Source organism: Streptomyces sp. NPDC088097 (assembly GCF_044741845.1).
Taxonomy (GTDB): domain Bacteria; phylum Actinomycetota; class Actinomycetes; order Streptomycetales; family Streptomycetaceae; genus Streptomyces.
On sequence record NZ_JBIUTJ010000002.1, the window covers coordinates 188,385 to 205,950 of the forward strand.

The following is a 17,566-nucleotide window of genomic DNA, read 5'->3' on the forward strand; positions in this document are numbered from 1 at the left end:
CGCCACCGTGCGGCCCGGACCGGTCCGACCACCCCCACACATCGGCCGTGGAGCCAGCCCATGCACGTTCACCACGGCGAGCGACGCCGCCGCGCGACGCACGTCACCCTCCTCACCGAAGGCACCTATCCCCATAGTCACGGCGGGGTCAGCGTCTGGTGCGATCAACTCGTCCAGGGCATGCCCGACGTCGACTTCGAGGTCATAGCCGTCACCGGCACCGGCCGCGAACCCCTGGTCTGGGACCTGCCCGGCCATGTCCTCAACGTCAACACGGTCCCGATGTGGGGCCCCGCCCCGGAGGGCCGCGCCCCCCGCGGACGCGGCCACCGCAGACTCTCCGGTGCCTATGAACAGTTCCTGACCGCGCTCCTCGACCCCTGCGCCGAGGCCGGGTTCGCCCCCGCGCTCTACACGATGGCGCGCGCCGCCGCCGACGGCTCCCTGAGCCCGTTCCTGCGCGGGGACCACGCCATCGCCGTCCTCGCGGCGGTCTGGAACCGCCCCGGGCTCGCCGTGCGCGAGGCCCGCCCCACCCTGCACGACGCGCTCACCGCGACCTCGCTGCTGGAACACGCCCTGCGTCCGCTGGCCGCCCCGCTGCCGGAACACGGGGTGGCCCACGCGGTCAGCGGCGGCGTCGCCGCGCTCCCGGGACTCGCCGCCCTGGAGCGGCACGGGGTCCCGCTGCTCCTGACCGAGCACGGCGTCTACCTCCGCGAGCGCTACCTCGGGTACCGCACCGCCCCCTACCGGTGGCCGGTGAAGGCCGTGGTCCTCGGCTTCTTCCGGCTGCTGGCCGAGGAGAGCTACCGTCGGGCCGCCCTGGTAACCCCCGGCAACCGCTACAACCGGCTCTGGGAGGAACAGGGCGGCGCCGACCCGGATGCCATCCGTACGGTCTACAACGGCGTCGACCCCGCGGCCTTCCCGCCCGCCGGTCCGGAACCGGACGCGCCGACCCTCAGCTGGGCCGGGCGGGTCGACCCGATCAAGGACCTGGAGACCCTGATCCGGGCCTTCGCCCTGGTCCGCGAGCGCATACCCACGGCACGGCTACGGCTGTTCGGCGGGACGCCGCGCGGCGGGGAGGCGTACCGGGAGCGGTGCGAGGCCCTGGCCCGCGACCTCGGGCACGCGGACGCGGTCACCTTCGAGGGCCGGGTCGACGACATCAAGGACGCCTACGCGGCGGGCAACATCGTGATGCTGTCCAGCATCAGCGAGGGTTTCCCGTTCACGCTCATCGAGGCCATGTCCTGCGGGCGGGCGACCGTGTCCACCGACGTCGGCGGCGTACGGGAGGCCGTCGGCGAAGCGGGCCTGGTGGTCCCGCCGCGGGATCCGCAGGCCATGGCCGAAGCCGCCCTGGAACTCCTGGGCGACTCCGGGCGCCGCGCGGCCATGGGCGAGGCGGCCCGACTGCGCGTCATCGAACAGTTCACCCTGCGCCAGACCATCGACACCTTCCGCTCCATCTACCTGGAACTGCCGGAGCTCGACCGCACCCCGCGCACCCGTCGCGTCACACGGATCCCGCGCGTCCCGGCGAGCGCCACAGTGCGGACACCGGAGCCCGCGCTCGCGGCTCCCGTCCCCCTGCTCCTGACCCCGGTGGCCGTCGCCGCCGGCCGCACGCGCCGCTACGAACGGGCCCGACCGTTCGTCGCGCCCTCGTGGGCCCACGAGCCCGGTGCGCAGCCGGCCCACGAGGCCGGGGCCCCCACGGCCACCGGCACGGGAAGCCGTGCCGGATGAGCGGGCCGATGTCACTCGAACCGGGTGGAACGAACCAGGACACGCTGGCCCTGAGGCTGGCGGACACCGCCGCGCGTCCGCCGCGCCGGCTGTGGGCCGAGACCACCCTCGCCCTCAGGATGCCCGGACCCGACGAGGAGGAGGTCAGTCGGCTCGCCGCCGAACTGGCCGACCGCGTCGGCCCGGCCGTCCACCCGTACGAGGTGGCCGCGCTGTTGGAGGCCGAAGGCCTGTCGGCCGAGGTGATCCGGGAGCGGTACGGGCACCCCAACATCTTCTCGCTGGCCGCCGCGCTGTACGAGCGGGTGCCCCGGATCTTCCCGGAGCCCGCCCGGACACCGGACCCGTGGCGGCCGGACACCGTGCGGTGCCTGCTGCGCGGTGTGTTGTTCGCCCTCCCCGGGCTGGCCTACCTGCTCACCGCCCCGCTCTGGAACCCGGGCCGGCACGCCACCGGGCTCGTCGTCGCCGGCATCGTCTCCTGGGCGTGGGGACAGGCCCTCGGGCACCGCGCCTACCTGCGCATGGTGGCCGGACAGCGCGAGGCGGCCCGCACGCTGCTGGTGGGGGCGCCGGTCGGAGCCGTCGTCGCCACCGCCGCCGCCGCGGTGGCCACCGGAGGCGGGGCCGCCACCTGGGCGGCCGCCGCCCAGTCGCTCTACCTGGGCGCCGCGGGCATCCTCCTGGTGCTGGGTCGCGAGCGACTGCTGCTGCTCGCACTCACCCCGCTGATCGCCGGCGGCGCAGTCCTGCCCTGGTGGGAACCGGGACCCCTGCCCCGCGTGGGGCTGCCGTTGGTGGCGCTCCTCGCGACCGCGGCGGCCGTCGGTCGCGCGCTGCGCACCGCGTACGCCGCCCCGGCCGCCCCCGGCGGGGGCGAGCGTCCCCCGCTGCTGCGGTCCCTGCCGTACGGGCTCTTCGGGCTGGGGGCGGCGGTGCTCGTGCTGCTGGAGGGGCGGGCCGAGCCGTACGCCGTGATCGCCCTGACCGTGAGCATGGGCCCCGCCGAGTGGCTGCTCTACCGCTTCCGCGGCCTGTCCGTGACCGCCCTCGGCGCGGCCTCGACCCCCGCCGGGTTCCTGCTGCGGTCGGCCGGAGTCCTCGGCCTCTGCCTGGCCGGCTACGTGCTGCTCCTGCTGCCCGTGGCCCTGCTGACCGGGGCCGGACCGGCCGCGCTGCTGCTGCTCGCCGCGACCCTGTGGACCGCGCTGCTGCTCCAGGCCTTCGGGGTGGCATGGCCGCCGGCCGTCATCTGTCTGGCGGCCGCTGGAGCCGCGAGCGCCGTCGCCCTCCTGACGCCGACGTCCGGCCCCTCGGCCCTGTCCCTGTCCTGCGGCCTCGCCGCGCTGGGCCTCGCCGGATGCACCCTGTGGATCCTCGGACGCCCCGCCCGGCACGCCTGACGACCCGGCGGGGCTGAGCGCCCAGCGGGCCGACCGGCCGGCCACCCATGCCCGTACGACCTTCCAACGCATTCGAAAGGCACCTCAGTTGACCTCCGCACCGCTCGCCGCCGTCACCGGGGCCGAGGGCTTCATCGGCTCTCACCTCACCGAGGCCCTGGTCACCCGGGGCTTCCGGGTCCGCGCCATGGCCCAGTACAACTCCTTCTCCTCGTACGGGTGGCTGGAGACGCTGGCCCCGGACGTCCTCGACCAGGTGGAGATCGTCCTCGGTGACGTCCGCGACCCCGGCTCCGTCCGCGGACTCCTCGAAGGCGCCGACGCCGCCTACCACTTGGCGGCGCTGATCGCGATCCCGTACTCCTACCGGGCGCCGCACAGCTACGTCGACACCAACGTCACCGGAACCCTCAACGTCCTGGAGGCCGTCCGCGCGCTCGGCACGCCCCGTCTGGTGCACACCTCGACCAGCGAGACGTACGGCACCGCGCAGACCGTCCCCATCACCGAGGACCACCCCATCAACACCCAGTCCCCGTACGCCGCTTCGAAGGCGGGAGGCGACCGGCTGGCCGACAGCTACCACGCCAGCTTCGAGACCCCGGTGGTCACGCTGCGGCCGTTCAACACCTACGGGCCGCGCCAGTCGATGCGCGCCGTGATCCCCACCGTCATCGGCCAGGTGGCGGCGGGGGAGCGCGTCATCACCCTGGGCGACCTGCGGCCCACCCGTGACTTCAGTTTCGTCAAGGACACCGCGCAGGCCTTCCTCGCCGCGGGCACCGCGCCCGCGGACCGTGTCGTGGGCCGCACCTTCAACTCCGGGACCGGGGGCGAGATCTCGGTCGCGGACCTGGTCGCGCTGATCGGCAAGGTCATGGACGTCCCCATCGAGGTGCGCGAGGACGGCGAACGGCTGCGGCCGGCCGCCTCCGAGGTGATGCGCCTGGTCGCCGACGCGAGCCGACTCACCGCCGCCACCGGGTGGCGGCCCGAACACACCCTGGAGGAGGGCCTCGCGCACACCGTCGACTTCTTCCGCGACCCGGCCAACCTGGCCCGCTACAAGACCGGCATCTACAACATCTGACCGTGCCGGGCTCCGCCGACGTTCACCACATCCCCACGTCACTCAACTCAACGTCCCCCCACGCGACCCAAGGAGGAGACCCATGTACGCAGTGATCCTGGCGGGCGGCAAGGGCGTTCGGCTGCGGCCCTACACCACGGCCCTGCCCAAGCCGCTCGTTCCCATCGGCGACCAGCACGCGATCCTGGAGATCGTGCTGCGCCAGCTCTCGCAGGCCGGATTCACCCGCTGCACCATAGCCATCGGATACCTGGGCGAGATCATCCGGGCCTACGTCGGCGACGGGTCCCAGTGGGGCATGAGCGTGGACTACGCGACGGAGGAGAGCCCGCTCGGCACCATCGGTCCCCTGCTCAACCTGCGTGACCGCCTCCCCGAGCACTTCCTCGTGATGAACGGGGACGTGCTCACCGACCTCGACTACGCCGACGTGCTGCGTCGCCACGAGGGGTCGGGAGCGCCGCTGACCATCGCGACGTACCCCCGCAAGGTGCACATCGACTTCGGTGTGCTCACCACCGACGACAGCCGGGTGGTCGCCTTCACCGAGAAGCCCAGCATGGACTACCACGTCTCCATGGGCGTCTACGGCCTCAGCCGGTCCACCCTCGACGGGTACACGCCCGGCCTGCCCCTCGGGTTCGACGAACTCGTCCTGGACCTGTTGGCCAGTCAGAATCTGCCGCAGTCCTATGCGTTCGACGGCTACTGGCTCGACATCGGACGCCCCGACGACTACGACCGGGCCAACGCCGAGTTCACCAGCCGCAAGTCCTTGCTGCTCAAGGGAGCCTGACCACCTCATGCGCATTCTCGTCCTGGGCCGAACCGGCTACCTGGGCGCCCATGTCGTCGACCGCCTGCGCGCCCTCCCGGGCGCGCGGGTGTTCGACGGCGGTCGCTCACCCGACGCCGACTTCGGCGTCGACCTCGCCGCCGATCGGCCCGAACGACTGGCGGGCGTCATCGCCGCGGCCGCACCCGACGCGGTGGTCAACTGCGCGGGCGCGACCGGCGGGGACGCCGTGACGCTCGCCGAGGTCAACGCCCGCGGCCCCGCCGTACTGTGCGCCGCTCTGCGGGAGGCGGCGCCCCGGGCGCGCCTGGTCCACCTCGGCTCGGCGGCCGAGTACGGGCCCGGCGAGCCGGACAGCCGGGTGACGGAATCGGCCGCCACCCGCCCGATCACCCCCTACGGCGCTACCAAGCTGGCCGGCACCGTCGCCGTCACCTCCTCCGGGCTGGACGGTGTCGTCCTGCGGGTGGGCAACCCGGTGGGGCCCGGCGCCCCGCCGAGCGGCCTGCCGGGACGGATCGCCGCCCTGCTGCGCGACGCCGGCGCGGATCCGGACGCGGTGCTGCGGCTGGGCGACCTCTCCGCCCACCGCGACTTCATCGACGTGCGCGACGTCGCGCACGCCGTGGCGCTCGCGGTCACCGCGCCCGGCCCGCTGCCGCCCGTACTGAACATCGGCGCCGGCAAAGCCGTCCCGGTCCGCGAACTGGTCCGGGTGTTGGCCGACCGGGCGGGCTTCCGCGGCCGGATCGAGGAGGACGCGGGCGGATCGGCCCGCTCGGCCCAGGTGTCGTGGCAGTGCTCCGACATCACCGCCGCCGACGAGGCCCTCGGCTGGCGCCCGGTCCACGGGCTCGGCGACACGCTCGCCACGCTGTGGGCGGCCACCGCCGCGGCGGGATCCCGCACACCATGACCCTGCTCGTTCCGCTGTACGTCCACCCCGCCGAGGACCCGGGTGCCTGGCACCGGCTGATCACCGGCGCCGCCGCCACGTACGGGGTGGTGCTCAACCCGGCCGACGGCCCGGGAGAGCGCCCCGACCCGGCCTTCGCCGCGGCCGCCGCCGCCCTGCGCACGGCCGGCGCCCGACTCCTCGGCTACGTGGACACCGCGTACGGGGCGCGCGGCAGAGCCGAGGTCATCCACGAGATGATCCGCCACCAGGAGTGGTACGGGGCCGACGGCGCCTTCCTCGACCGGGTGCCCGCGACCCCACAGGAACTGCCCGGAACCCGGCGGCTGGTCCGATCGCTGCGGCGACTGGGCGCGACCCCCGTGGTCCTGAACCCGGGCGTCCATCCGGCGGCCGGCTACGTGCGCCTCGCCGACCTGACCGTCACCTTCGAGGGACACTGGTCGACGTACGTCTCGGCGTTCACCAGACCCGACTGGACGGCGCGCCACGCCCCCGAGCGGTTCTGTCACCTCGTCTACGGGGTGCCCGACGCCCTGGTCCCGCTCGCCGTCCGCACCGCGCGCGAGCGCGGAGCGGCCGTGTCGGGGCCGGTGACGGGCGAACTCCCGAACCCATGGAAACAGTTGACCCCCGCACTCACCGGGATGGAACGATGAGCCGCACCCTGCCGGCCCGCCTGGGCCTACTGGCCCTCGTGACGGCCCTGGCCCTGACGGGCTGCTCCGGCACGAACGACGACGATGACGACGACGCCGCACCGGACCCGTCCGGCCCCACGGCCACCCGGGATCCGGCGCCCGACCCGTCCGCCCCCTCCTCCCCGGGCGGCTCCCCGTCCACGACGCCGGGGAGCGCGACGCTGTCACCTGGCGCCCCGTCCGGCTCCGGCGGTCCGGCCACACCACCGGCCCCGGGCGACCAGGCGAAGCCCCGCTGGAAACCGCAACCCGGTCTGGCGTGGCAGTGGCAGCTCGACGGCCGGTCCGACCCCTCGGTCGACGTCCCCGTGTACGACATTGACGGCTTCGAGAACACGGCGGCCGACGTGGCCCGGCTGCACAAGGACGGCCGCAAGGTGATCTGCTACGTCAACGTCGGGGCCTGGGAGGACTTCCGGGCCGACCGGGACGCCTTCCCCGCCACCCTCTTCGGGGAGCCCAACGGGTGGAAGGGCGAGAAGTGGTTGGACATCCGGCGGATCGACCTGCTCCGTCCGATCATGGAACGGCGCTTCGACATGTGCCGGGACAAGGGCTTCGACGCCGTCGAACCCGACCTGATGGAGGGCTACGGCAACAAGACCGGCTTCCCGCTGACCGCGGACCACCAACTCGCCTACAACCGCATGATCGCCGAGATCGCCCACGCCCGCGGACTGTCGGTCGGCCTCAAGAACGACCTTCCGCAAATCCCTCAGCTCGTGGGCGACTTCGACTTCGCGGTCAACGAGGAGTGCGCCCAGTTCGGCGAGTGCGAGGCGCTGAGCCCCTTCATCAAGGCGGGCAAGGCGGTGTTCCACGTCGAGTACAAGGGGTCGACCTCGGGCTTCTGTGACGAGTCCCGCCGTCTGAAGTTGTCCTCGATGCTGAAGAACCTGGAGCTGGACACCTGGCGCAAGGCCTGCTGACCGAAGGGGGCCTCAGGAGGTCCCCTTCGGGGCGGCAGCAGGGCGCAGGAGGCCGGTGAGGCGGACGGCGAAGTGCGCGGCCGCGGCCGCCGCGACGAGGTTCAGGGCGTCCGCGACCATGCCCAGGGTCACCGCGTCCAGCAGTGCCCCGATGTCCTCGGCCCGGCCGTAGCGCGAGCCGGAGTACGCACGGAGCAGGATCGAGCCCGCGAAGGAGCCCCACCAGAGGTTCACCGGCCAGAAGGAGCCGCCGGCGGTCCCGACGGCGCCCCGTGTCCGCAGGCCCACCGTCCAGAGGTCGACCGCGATCCGGTACGGCATCCAGAGGCAGGCGACCGGCACGAACCAGGCACCGATCGCCCACCCCGGACCCTTGCGGAAGTGGTCCGGGGCCACCGCTCCGGCGTCGCGCCGCATCCGGTGGAACCAGGTGACGAAGGCCGCCGCGCAGGCCACCCAGGCCCAGGCGTGGAGCTGGTCGGCCACTCCGAACAGGTCTTGGACCGTGTGGAGTTGCTCCTCCCCGACGGACAGGAAGCCGTCGTCCCGGACCACCTCGGAGTGCAGCCGGGCGCCGATGTACAGGGAGAAGAGGTCGGCGACGCCGGCGGTCGCCAGCAGCGCGCACATCGCCGCGAGCAGTACGCGCCCGGAGCCGGGCGGCCGGACGGGCAACGGCGGGCGCGGACGCAGGACCTGGGAACGGGACATGACGGTGTGGACCCCTCACGGGCGTGGAACGGACATCGCCCGCGGATCGGCGTGCAGGGGGAAGGTACGCCAGAGGGGGTCCACCCGTCCACGGAGAGGTGGGCCGGGGCGGGTCGTGCCGGGCCCGGATCGTCCGGCACGATCCGAAAGAGGCGCCCTAGATCCAGCCGGCCAGCGAGGCCATGAAGCCGTCGAAGTCGTCCCGGTGGATCGTGTGGCCGGCCCCCGCGACCGAGCGGACCTCGAACCCGCGCTCCTTGAGCAGGGCCGCCCGCTCCGGCGAGATCAGGAAACTCGGGTCGGCGAGCTGGACCAGGGAGGGGACGGCCGGGGCCGCCGGCAGCAGGTCGAGTCCGGCCAGCGGGCCCAAGGCCGTCGCGGTGACCTCGTCCCACACCGCCAGGGTCTCCAGCTCGATGTCCACGTCCGCCTCCTCCCAGCGCGGGTTCATCGCCCGAACCCGCTCCCTGTCTGCCGCCTTGAACAGGGCGAACATCTCCGGCCCGAAGCCCGGCTCCGGCGCCGCCAGGTGCCAGGCAGGATCCGAGAACACCGCGCGGGCGGGCCGCAGCCGCTCCACCGCGTACGCCAGGGACAGCGCGCCCAACGAGTGGCCGATGGCCAACTCGGCGCCGGCCGGCAGGGTTTCCACGAGGTCGTCCGCGAAGAGCTGCGGGCTGTACTCGCCCCGCCCGCTCGCGCCGTGCCCGCGCAGGTCGACGCCGATCACGCGGTAGCCGAGGTCCGCGAGGGCGGGACCGACCCGGCGCCAGGTGCGGTGGTCGGCCATGATGCCGTGGACCAGGACGGCGAGACGGTCGCCCTCGCCCCAGGTGTGGGTGTGCAGTCGCACGGTGGTGCCCTTCTTTCAACGGTGCTGCGCAACAGGGAACAAGAGAAGAGGAGTTGAGCGGGCGGCGGCAGCAGCTCAGCGCACTCCGCGGATCGGTCGCACCGCGAGTGCGCCCGCCACCGCCAGCACGGCGGCGACGATGAACAGGGCGGTGTAGCCGCCGCTGACCGACACGATCACGGAGGCGATGAACGGCGCCACGATCTGCGGACCGGCGTTCGCGATGTTGAGCACGCCCATGTCGCGCGCGGCGTCCTCCGCGGCGGGCAGGACCATCGTGACGAGCGCGGTGTCCACGGCCATGTAGCAGCCGAACGCGAGCCCGTTGACCACGGCGAAGACCAGCATCGCCGTCCAACTCGTCGACACGGCCGGGATGACCAGCGCGACGGCCGACAGCAGCGCCGAGGCGCCGACGAAGAGTTTGCGCCGCTCGAAGCGGTCGGACAGGTAGCCGCCCACGACCGTCGAGAGGACCATCGCCACGCTCGTCAGCGGCATCATGATCGCCACCGCCGCCTCCGGCTCCATCCCGTCGGGCAGCACGGTGTGGTCCTGGAGGATGTAGAGCTGGTAGCCGCTGACGGCGAAGTAGCCGAGGACGAGCAGGGCCCGGCCGATGAACGCCCAGCGGAAGTCGTGGTCCTTGAGGGCGCTCGCGAAGGCCGCCAGCTGCGCCTTGACGGGGAGCGGGGCGCGGGCCGGGAGTCTCTCCTCGCGGGTGCAGGCGGTGAACAGCACGGCGGCGCCCGCGACCATCGCGCCGAAGACCAGGTATCCGGTGCGGTAGTCATCGGAGAAGGCGGCGCCGATCAGCGCCCCGAGGGTGGAACCGAAGGGCAGGCCGAGGCCGACGGCCGCCGATGCCTTGCCGCGGGCGCCGGTCGGGACCCGGTCGGGGACCACGGAGGTGATGGCGGCCTGGTAGACGTTCATCACGGCCTGGCCGAGGCACCAGGCGATGGTGATCAGCAGGATCGTGTCGGCGAACCCGAGGAGGAACATCGCCGGGATCGCGGCGAGTCCTCCGCCCAGGATCCAGGGGTTGCGCCGTCCGCTGCGGTCGGACAGGGCGCCCGCGACCGGGTTGAACACCGTCGCGAAGATCGCCGAGACCCCCGCGATCAGGCCGAAGTTGGCGACCTTGTTCGCGGGGTCGATGTCCTCGACCTGGAGCGCCAGCAGGATGCCGGCGACGCCGATGTACAGGGCGTACATGGCGCTGTTGCCGACCAGCAGCAGGGGCAGGAGCCCGCGTGCGGGAGCGCGGTCGGAGCCCGGTGCGGGAGCGGGGGCCGGACCCGGTGCGGGGGGCGCGGCGGACGGGTCGGCGGCGGTGGCGTCGGGGGCGGCGCCGACGTTGCCGGCGCCGGGGGAGGAAAGGGCCACGGTGCCCTCCAGGGCAGGTGATTCGAGGGACGAGGGGGTGCGCGCCGCCCCGTCGCGACGGCGGGGGTGCGACGGAGCGCGACGGGGCGGCGGCACGGCTGGACACGTACGGCGGCACACTCCTGTGAAGAGCCCGTGACGCCTGGGTTACACGTGTCAATGAATCGTGTAACCACTGTGTAGCATTGGTTTCCGGCCATCCGCTAGCCCTCGGCCGCATCCGGTCTGGAAAGATGCCACGGCAATGTCTCAGTCATCGAAGTCGCCGAACCCGCCCGGCTCTACCCGGCGGTCCGGCCGCGGGGCACCGCCGGGGCAGGCCCCCGCGGCGGTCCCCCCACCCGTTTCCACGCCGGCCACCCCACCCGTGCCGACCAGCGCCGACGTGGCCCGCCGTGCGGGAGTGTCGCGCGCGACGGTCTCGTACGTCCTGAACAACGCCGAGGCGGTGCGGATCAGCGAACCGACCCGCCGCAAGGTCCGCGAGGCCGCCGAGGAACTGGGCTACGTCCCGCACGCCGCCGCCCGCAGCCTGCGCGCCGGGCACACCCGGATCGTGCTGATGCCCACCTCACACGTGCCGGTCGGGCCGCTGTACAGCAACTTCCTCAACGAGCTGCAATGGGCCCTGCGCCGTCTCGACTACACGGTCGTGCAGTACGGCAGCCTCGGCCTCACCGGCGACGAGGCCGTGCGCGCCTGGGCCGAACTGCGTCCGGTCGCGGTGATCTCGCTCGGAGAGATCACCCTGTCCCCGGAGAACGTCGCCACCCTGAAGCGGGCCGGAGCCCGCGCGGTCATCACCCTGGGGCCCGCCGAAGTGTCCGGGGCGCACGCCCTGGTGATGGACCAGGCCGAGGTCGGGGCCCGGGCCGCGACGCACCTCGTCGGGCGGGGCCGACCCCGGATCGGGGTGGTCGTACCGCGCGAGGAGGGGTTGGACCTGTTCTCGACGCCCCGTCTGGAGGGGGCCCGGTCCGTGGCGGGCGCCGAGGTGGTGGCGCTGCCGATGGCGTACACCGAGGAGTCGGCGGCGGAGCTGGCCGCCCGCTGGCCCACGCTCGGCCTGGACGCGGCCTTCGCCTACAACGACGAGTACGCGATGCTCCTGCTGCGCTCCCTCCAGGACGCGGGCCTGCGGGTCCCCGAGGACGTGGCGCTGATGGGCGCCGACGACCTGCTCATCGGGCGCCTGCTGCGGCCGCGCCTGAGCACGGTCCGCATCGAGATGCCGACCGGCGACCACCTGGCGGAGCTGGTGGACCGGGTCGTTCGGGAGCCGTCGGAGGCCACCGAACGACACGACCTGTTGGGGGCGGTGGCGGTGGCGCGCGAGTCGACCTGACGGGGATCGCCCGGCGCGGACCGTGCCGGGGTACGGGCTGCGTTGTCGCGCGGGCGGCGCCCCGGTCCGTCCGACGTACGCCCCTGTCGCGCCCGCCGGGGGCCGTTGACAGGCGGTGACGCGGGGACGGAGACTGCGGGCGCGCCCCACCGGGCGTCCCCGGGGGCGCGACCCGGTGCCCACAACGGCGCCCGGCGCGTCACCGCCCGTACGGATCCGCCCAGGAGAGCCCGCATGAGCATCCGCGCCGCCCGCTCCGTCCGCGACGTGTACGTCGTCGACGCCGTCCGCACCCCGATCGGGAAGTTCGGCGGTGCCTACGCCGGAGTCCGGCCGGACGACCTGGCCGCGCACGTGGTCCGGGCCCTGGTGGACCGTACGCCCGCACTCGACCCGGCCCGCATCGACGATGTGGTCTTCGGCGACGCCAACGGAGCCGGCGAGGACAACCGCGACGTGGCCCGCATGGCGGTGCTGCTGGCCGGGCTGCCCGTGAGCGTGCCCGGGGTGACCGTCAACCGGCTCTGCGGGTCGGGCCTCGAAGCCGTGGTCCAGGCGGCTCGCGCCATCGCCGTCGGGGACGCCTCCGTCGCCATCGCGGGCGGGGTCGAGTCCATGACCCGCGCGCCCTGGGTGCTCCAGAAGCCCGAGCGCGCCTTCCCGGCCGCCCACCAGCAGATGTGGTCCACCACCCTCGGCTGGCGGATGACCAACCCCGCCATGCCCCCCGAGTGGGCGGGCTCGCTGGGCGAGGGCGCCGAGCTGATCGCCGAGAAGTACGGCGTCACCCGCGAGGCCCAGGACGCCTTCGCCCTGGACAGCCACCGCAAGGCCGCGGCCGCCTGGGACGCCGGACTGTACGCGGACGAGGTCGTCCCCTTCCCGGGGGTCGACCTGGCCCGCGACGAGTCTGTCCGGGCCGGCTCCACCCCCGAGTCCCTGGCCCGACTGAAGGCCGCCTTCCGCTCCGACGGCTCCGGTACGGTCACCGCCGGCAACGCCTCCCCGCTCAACGACGGCGCCGCCGCCCTGCTGCTGACCGACGAGGAGGGCCTGGCCGCCACGGGACGCGAGCCCCTCGCCCGGATCGGCGCCCGCGCCGTGACCGGGATCGAGCCGCAGCTCTTCGGCCTCGGCCCGGTGGACGCCGTCGCCCGCGCGCTCGGCAAGGCGGGGCGCGGCCTCGGTGACCTGGCCGTCTTCGAGCTGAACGAGGCGTTCGCCGCCCAGGCGTTGGGCTGCCTGGCCGCCTGGCCCGAGCTGGACCCGGCCGTGGTCAACCCGCGCGGCGGCGCCATCGCCATCGGTCACCCGCTCGGCGCCTCCGGGGCCCGGCTCGCCGGCTCGGTGGCACACCAGTTGGCGGCGGCCGGTTCGGGCACGGGGCTGGCCGCCCTGTGCATCGGTGTGGGCCAGGGGATCGCGCTCGTACTGGAGCGCTGAACGGGGCCGGGGCTGGGGCGGGGCGGGGTCGGGCCGGGCCGGCGCGGGGCGGGGCGGGCGATCGTTTCCGGTCAACCGGATCCTCAACTGCCCAATAACAGAAGAGAAGTGGCGCTTCCGGTCTGGCACGATGGCGCATGCTGCCGCCCCCCTCGCCGCGCCCATCCCCCGGAGGCCCCGCGCCATGCCGCTCCTCGACCCGACGCTCTGGCAGGACGGACCCACCCTGACCGGCGGCACCGCTCCCGTCGTCGAACCCGCGACCGGCCAGATCCTCGCCACCCTCGACCTGGCCGCCCCCGCCGACGTCGCGGAGGCCGCCGTACGGGCCCGGGCCGCACAGCGCGACTGGGCCCGCACCACCCACCTGGAGCGGGCGTCCGTGCTGCGCCGCGCCGGCGACCTGTTCGCCGCCCACGCCGACGAACTGCGGGACTGGCTGGTCCGGGAGTCCGGCTCCGTCCCCGGCAAGGCCGCCTTCGAACTGCACGTCGCCGCCCAGGAGTGCTACGAGGCCGCCGCCCTCGCCTCACGGCCGACCGGCCAGGTCCTGCCGAGCGAGGCCCCCAGGCTGTCCTTCACCCGCCGCATGCCGGCGGGCGTCGTCGGGGTCATAGCCCCTTTCAACGCCCCGCTGATCCTGTCCATCCGTTCCGTCGCACCCGCGCTCGCGCTCGGCAACGCGGTCCTGCTCAAGCCGGACCCCCGTACGGCCGTCTGCGGGGGCTTCGCGCTCGCCGCCGTCTTCGCCGCCGCCGGACTGCCGGCGGGACTGCTGCACGTCCTGCCGGGCGGATCCGAGACGGGCGCGGCCGTGGTCGCCGACCCGCGCGTACGCGTGGTGTCCTTCACCGGTTCCACCGCTGCCGGCCGCGCCGTCGGTGAACTGGCGGGTCGTCACCTCAAGCGGGCGCACCTTGAGTTGGGCGGCAACTCGGCCCTCGTCGTCCTGGCCGACGCCGATGTCGAGGCCGCCGTGGCGCAGGCCTCCTGGGGCTCCTTCTTCCACCAGGGCCAGATCTGCATGACCGCCGGCCGCCACCTCGTCCACGCCTCCCTCTACGACGAGTACGTGGAACGGCTCGCCGCCCGCGCCGAGGCCCTCGCCGTCGGCGACCCCCACCGGGGCCCCGTCCACCTCGGACCGCTCCTCGACCGGGGTCAGCTGGAGCGTGTCCACGGCCTGGTCGAGGCCAGTGTGGAGCAGGGCGCCAAACTCGTCGTCGGAGGCACCCACCAAGACCTCTTCTACCGGCCGACGGTGCTCGCCGGCGTGGACGACGACACCCCGGCCTACACCGAGGAGGTCTTCGGCCCGGTGGCCCCCGTACGCTCCTTCGCGACGGAGGACGAAGCCGTGTTCCTGGCCTCGGCCGGCCCCTACGGGCTCTCGCTCGGCATCATCACCCGCGACGCGGCCCACGGCCTGGACCTGGCCGACCGCATCCCGACCGGGATCGCGCACGTCAACGACCAGACCGTGAACGACGAGGCCGTGGCTCCCTTCGGCGGCGTCGGGGTCTCCGGCACGGGCGCCCGCTTCGGCGGCGAGGCGAACCTGGACGCCTTCACCGAACTGCGCTGGACCACGGCCCGCACCACCCCGCCCGGCCACCCGTTCTAGGCCCTCTCTTTCGGCGCCGCTGATTTCCGTCGTCCCGGCCCGGACACGGCGTGTCGGGCGGCCCGGAATGTGTCGGGCCGCCCGATCGTTCAAGCAGGACACGCAGCAAACAGGAGGTCTGGAAACCGTGGCTACAGTCGAGCTCACCAAGGAGAACTTCGACCGGACGGTCAGCGAGAGCCCGTTCCTGCTGATCGACTTCTGGGCGGGCTGGTGCCGTCCCTGCCTGCAGTTCGCCCCGGTCTACGAGAAGGCGGCCGAGGCCAACCCCGACCTGGTCTTCGCCAAGGTCGACACCGAGGCGCAGCAGGAACTGGCGGCGGCCTTCGACATCACGTCGATCCCCACCCTCATGATCGTCCGTGACCAGGTGGCCATCTTCGCGCAGCCCGGAGCGCTGCCCGAGGCCGCCCTGACGGACATCATCGGTCAGGCCCGCGCACTGGACATGGACGAGATCCGGGCGAAGATCGCCGACTCGCAGCCGGCGGCGGAGCAGGGCGAGGCCCCCGGCACGCCGGAGGCCTGAGATTGGTGACCCCACCCCCGCACTGCGGTGACACTGGACCGTATGACTGATGCAGCGGTGGAGTACGACGTAGTGGTGCTCGGCGGGGGCCCGGCCGGCGAGAACATCGCCGACCGGACCCGCGCCGCCGGGCTGAGCACGGCCCTGGTGGAGAGCGAACTCGTCGGCGGGGAGTGCTCGTATTGGGCCTGTGTCCCGAGCAAGGCGCTGTTGCGCCCGGCGCTGGCGCGGGCCGATGCCCGCCGGGTGCCGGGGCTCGCCGGATCCGTGAGCGGCCCGCTGGACGCGGAGGCGGTGTTCGCGCACCGCGACTACTGGGCGAGCGACTGGAAGGACGAGGGGCAGGTCGGCTGGCTCGACTCCATCGGCGCCGACCTCTACCGGGGCCACGGGCGGCTCTACGGGATCCGCAAGGTGGCCGTGACCAGCCCCGAGGGCGAGCACCACGTGCTCTCGGCCCGGCACGCGGTGGTCGTCGCCACCGGCACCAGGGCCGTCGTTCCCGATGTGCCGGGGATGGCCGAGGCCCGGCCGTGGACCAGCCGCGAGGCCACGTCCGCCCGCCAGGCCCCCGACCGGCTGTTGATCATCGGGGGTTCCGTCGTGGCGGCCGAGATGGCGACCGCCTGGCAGGCGCTCGGCTCGCGCGTCACCGTCCTCGTACGGGGCTCCGGGCTGCTGCCGCGGATGGAGGCGTTCGCAGGCGAGCTGGTCACCGAGGCCCTCACCGAGGCAGGCGCGGTGATCCGTACGGGGGTGGACGTCGAGTCGGTGGTCCGGGACGGCTCGACGGGCCCGGTCTCCGTGGTCCTGAAGGGCGGGGAGGTCCTGGAGGGCGACGAGCTGCTGGTGGCGACCGGGCGCGCGCCCCGTACCGAGGACATCGGCCTGGACACCGTCGGTCTGGCCCCCGGGCACTGGATCCCGGTGGACGACAGCTGCCGGGTCCCCGGCATCGACTGGCTCTATGCCGTCGGAGACGTGAACCACCGGGCGCTCCTGACCCACCAGGGCAAGTATCAGGCCCGCATCGCCGGCGCCGCCATCGCCGCCCGCGTGGCCGGGGCGGGCGGTGCGCAGGACACCGGCCGCTGGGGCGCGCACACGGCCACCGCGGACACCGAGGCACTGACGCAGGCCGTCTTCACCGACCCCGAGGCCGCCGCGGTCGGCCTGACCCTGGCGGAGGCCGAACGCGCGGGTCACCGGGTCCGCGCCGTCGACTACGACCTGGGCAAGGTCTCGGGCGCCGGTCTGTACGCCGACGGGTACCGGGGCCGGGCCCGCATCGTCGTCGACCTGGACCGGGAGGTGCTGCTCGGCGCCACCTTCGTCGGTTCGGGGGCGGCGGAGCTGCTGCACGCCGCCACGATCGCGATCGTCGGCGAGGTGCCGATCGAGCGGCTGTGGCACGCGGTTCCGGCCTTCCCGACCATCAGCGAGGTCTGGCTGCGCCTGTTGGAGACGTACCGGGGATAGGGCGCGGGCCGGCGGGGCAGGGCGGCGCAGAGCGCGGAAGGAGCGGAACGGGACACGTGAGGCGGGAACCGGCCAGGTGGGAGGCGCGGGGTTCCAGGGCTAAATTGATTAGGTTAGCCGTACCTAAGTCGATCAAGCCTCTTCGTGGAAAGGCGCCCTCCCATGCGCGTTGCCCGCCTGCCCCGCGCCGCCATACGGCTCACCGCTCGCGCCGCCTTCGCCGCCACGGCCGCCGTGGCCCTCGCCCTCGCTGCCGCCGGCTCGGCCTCGGCCGTCACCTCGACGCGTACGATCACCGACGGCGCGACCTACCACCTCGGCCTCACCGCGCCCGGCACCACCGGCGCCTCCCCCTGGGTCGACAACACCTACGGCGGGACCCTGCCCCACACGTCCGCCTTCGGCGCCGGCGGCACCTTCGGCGCCGGCATCCACGTCAAGGCCGACCTCGGCGGCGGACAGATCTGCGGCGAGACGGTCGAGTGCGCCATCGTCACGCGCGCCGACCACTTCAACTCCGCCAACCGCACGTACGACGTCCATGTCCCCGTCACCTTCAACTAGGCAGGCCGGCCTCGTTTCGTGACGACACGTCATGCC

The 17,566-nt window shown here is 73.7% G+C and carries 16 protein-coding genes; 13 read left to right on the forward strand and 3 right to left on the reverse strand.

Translation table 11 applies throughout. From position 1 onward, the window contains the following. Nucleotides 1-60 precede the first annotated feature (60 nt). The 7 genes from pelF to ACIOD1_RS06945 all read left to right on the forward strand — a co-directional run bounded on the left by pelF (nt 61) and on the right by ACIOD1_RS06945 (nt 7,593). Complete coding sequence (gene pelF / locus ACIOD1_RS06915; protein WP_401900721.1) at nt 61-1,758, forward strand: GT4 family glycosyltransferase PelF; 1,698 nt, start codon at nt 61-63, stop codon at nt 1,756-1,758. Next, nucleotides 1,755-3,161 (forward strand): hypothetical protein, encoded by a 1,407-nt coding sequence (locus tag ACIOD1_RS06920; protein WP_365619559.1) that lies wholly within the window; start codon nt 1,755-1,757, stop codon nt 3,159-3,161. Before pelF ends, ACIOD1_RS06920 begins: the two co-directional genes overlap by 4 nt. Before the next feature lie 88 nt (nt 3,162-3,249). Further along, nucleotides 3,250-4,251 carry a GDP-mannose 4,6-dehydratase gene (locus ACIOD1_RS06925; RefSeq protein ID WP_365619556.1) on the forward strand — a complete coding sequence of 334 codons (1,002 nt, stop codon included), beginning with the start codon at nt 3,250-3,252 and terminating at the stop codon, nt 4,249-4,251. Between the two features lie 82 nt (nt 4,252-4,333). Beyond that, entirely contained in the window at nt 4,334-5,047 is a 714-nt protein-coding gene (locus ACIOD1_RS06930) for a sugar phosphate nucleotidyltransferase (protein ID WP_365619553.1), read from the forward strand. Nucleotides 5,048-5,054: 7 nt separating this feature from the next. Beyond that, nucleotides 5,055-5,963 carry an NAD-dependent epimerase/dehydratase family protein gene (locus ACIOD1_RS06935; RefSeq protein WP_401900722.1) on the forward strand — a complete coding sequence of 303 codons (909 nt, stop codon included), beginning with the start codon at nt 5,055-5,057 and terminating at the stop codon, nt 5,961-5,963. Continuing rightward, nucleotides 5,960-6,622, forward strand: coding sequence for a spherulation-specific family 4 protein (locus tag ACIOD1_RS06940; RefSeq protein ID WP_365619547.1), 663 nt, complete (start codon nt 5,960-5,962; stop codon nt 6,620-6,622). The genes ACIOD1_RS06935 and ACIOD1_RS06940 overlap by 4 nt, the downstream gene beginning before the upstream one ends. Continuing rightward, nucleotides 6,619-7,593 carry an endo alpha-1,4 polygalactosaminidase gene (locus tag ACIOD1_RS06945; RefSeq protein ID WP_401900724.1) on the forward strand — a complete coding sequence of 325 codons (975 nt, stop codon included), beginning with the start codon at nt 6,619-6,621 and terminating at the stop codon, nt 7,591-7,593. The genes ACIOD1_RS06940 and ACIOD1_RS06945 overlap by 4 nt, the downstream gene beginning before the upstream one ends. Before the next feature lie 12 nt (nt 7,594-7,605). Here ACIOD1_RS06945 and ACIOD1_RS06950 read toward each other — a convergent pair whose 3' ends face one another. The 3 genes from ACIOD1_RS06950 to ACIOD1_RS06960 all read right to left on the reverse strand — a co-directional run bounded on the left by ACIOD1_RS06950 (nt 7,606) and on the right by ACIOD1_RS06960 (nt 10,546). Then, nucleotides 7,606-8,304: a DUF4328 domain-containing protein gene (locus ACIOD1_RS06950; RefSeq protein ID WP_401900725.1), complete on the reverse strand. Its 699-nt coding sequence runs from the start codon at nt 8,302-8,304 to the stop codon at nt 7,606-7,608. 157 nt (nt 8,305-8,461) lie between these two features. Then, nucleotides 8,462-9,157, reverse strand: a complete 696-nt coding sequence (locus tag ACIOD1_RS06955; RefSeq protein ID WP_365619538.1) for an alpha/beta fold hydrolase — start codon at nt 9,155-9,157, stop codon at nt 8,462-8,464. Nucleotides 9,158-9,232: 75 nt separating this feature from the next. After that, nucleotides 9,233-10,546, reverse strand: coding sequence for an MFS transporter (locus ACIOD1_RS06960; RefSeq protein WP_401900727.1), 1,314 nt, complete (start codon nt 10,544-10,546; stop codon nt 9,233-9,235). A 367-nt stretch (nt 10,547-10,913) separates the two neighbouring features. On the opposite strand from ACIOD1_RS06960, the gene ACIOD1_RS06965 reads away from it, so the two are divergent. The 6 genes from ACIOD1_RS06965 (at nt 10,914) to ACIOD1_RS06990 (ending at nt 17,530) form a co-directional block, all read left to right on the forward strand. Continuing rightward, a complete protein-coding gene (locus tag ACIOD1_RS06965) occupies nt 10,914-11,891 on the forward strand; it encodes a LacI family DNA-binding transcriptional regulator (RefSeq protein WP_365619532.1) in 978 nt (325 codons plus the stop codon). 234 nt (nt 11,892-12,125) lie between these two features. Then, complete coding sequence (locus ACIOD1_RS06970; protein WP_365619530.1) at nt 12,126-13,334, forward strand: thiolase family protein; 1,209 nt, start codon at nt 12,126-12,128, stop codon at nt 13,332-13,334. A gap of 184 nt (nt 13,335-13,518) precedes the next feature. Further along, nucleotides 13,519-14,958 (forward strand): aldehyde dehydrogenase family protein, encoded by a 1,440-nt coding sequence (locus tag ACIOD1_RS06975; RefSeq protein ID WP_401900731.1) that lies wholly within the window; start codon nt 13,519-13,521, stop codon nt 14,956-14,958. A 127-nt stretch (nt 14,959-15,085) separates the two neighbouring features. Next, a complete protein-coding gene (locus tag ACIOD1_RS06980; RefSeq protein ID WP_365619524.1) occupies nt 15,086-15,487 on the forward strand; it encodes a thioredoxin family protein in 402 nt (133 codons plus the stop codon). A 42-nt stretch (nt 15,488-15,529) separates the two neighbouring features. Further along, a complete protein-coding gene (locus ACIOD1_RS06985; RefSeq protein WP_401900733.1) occupies nt 15,530-16,966 on the forward strand; it encodes a dihydrolipoyl dehydrogenase family protein in 1,437 nt (478 codons plus the stop codon). Between the two features lie 162 nt (nt 16,967-17,128). After that, complete coding sequence (locus tag ACIOD1_RS06990; RefSeq protein WP_365619520.1) at nt 17,129-17,530, forward strand: hypothetical protein; 402 nt, start codon at nt 17,129-17,131, stop codon at nt 17,528-17,530. Nucleotides 17,531-17,566: the final 36 nt, after the last annotated feature.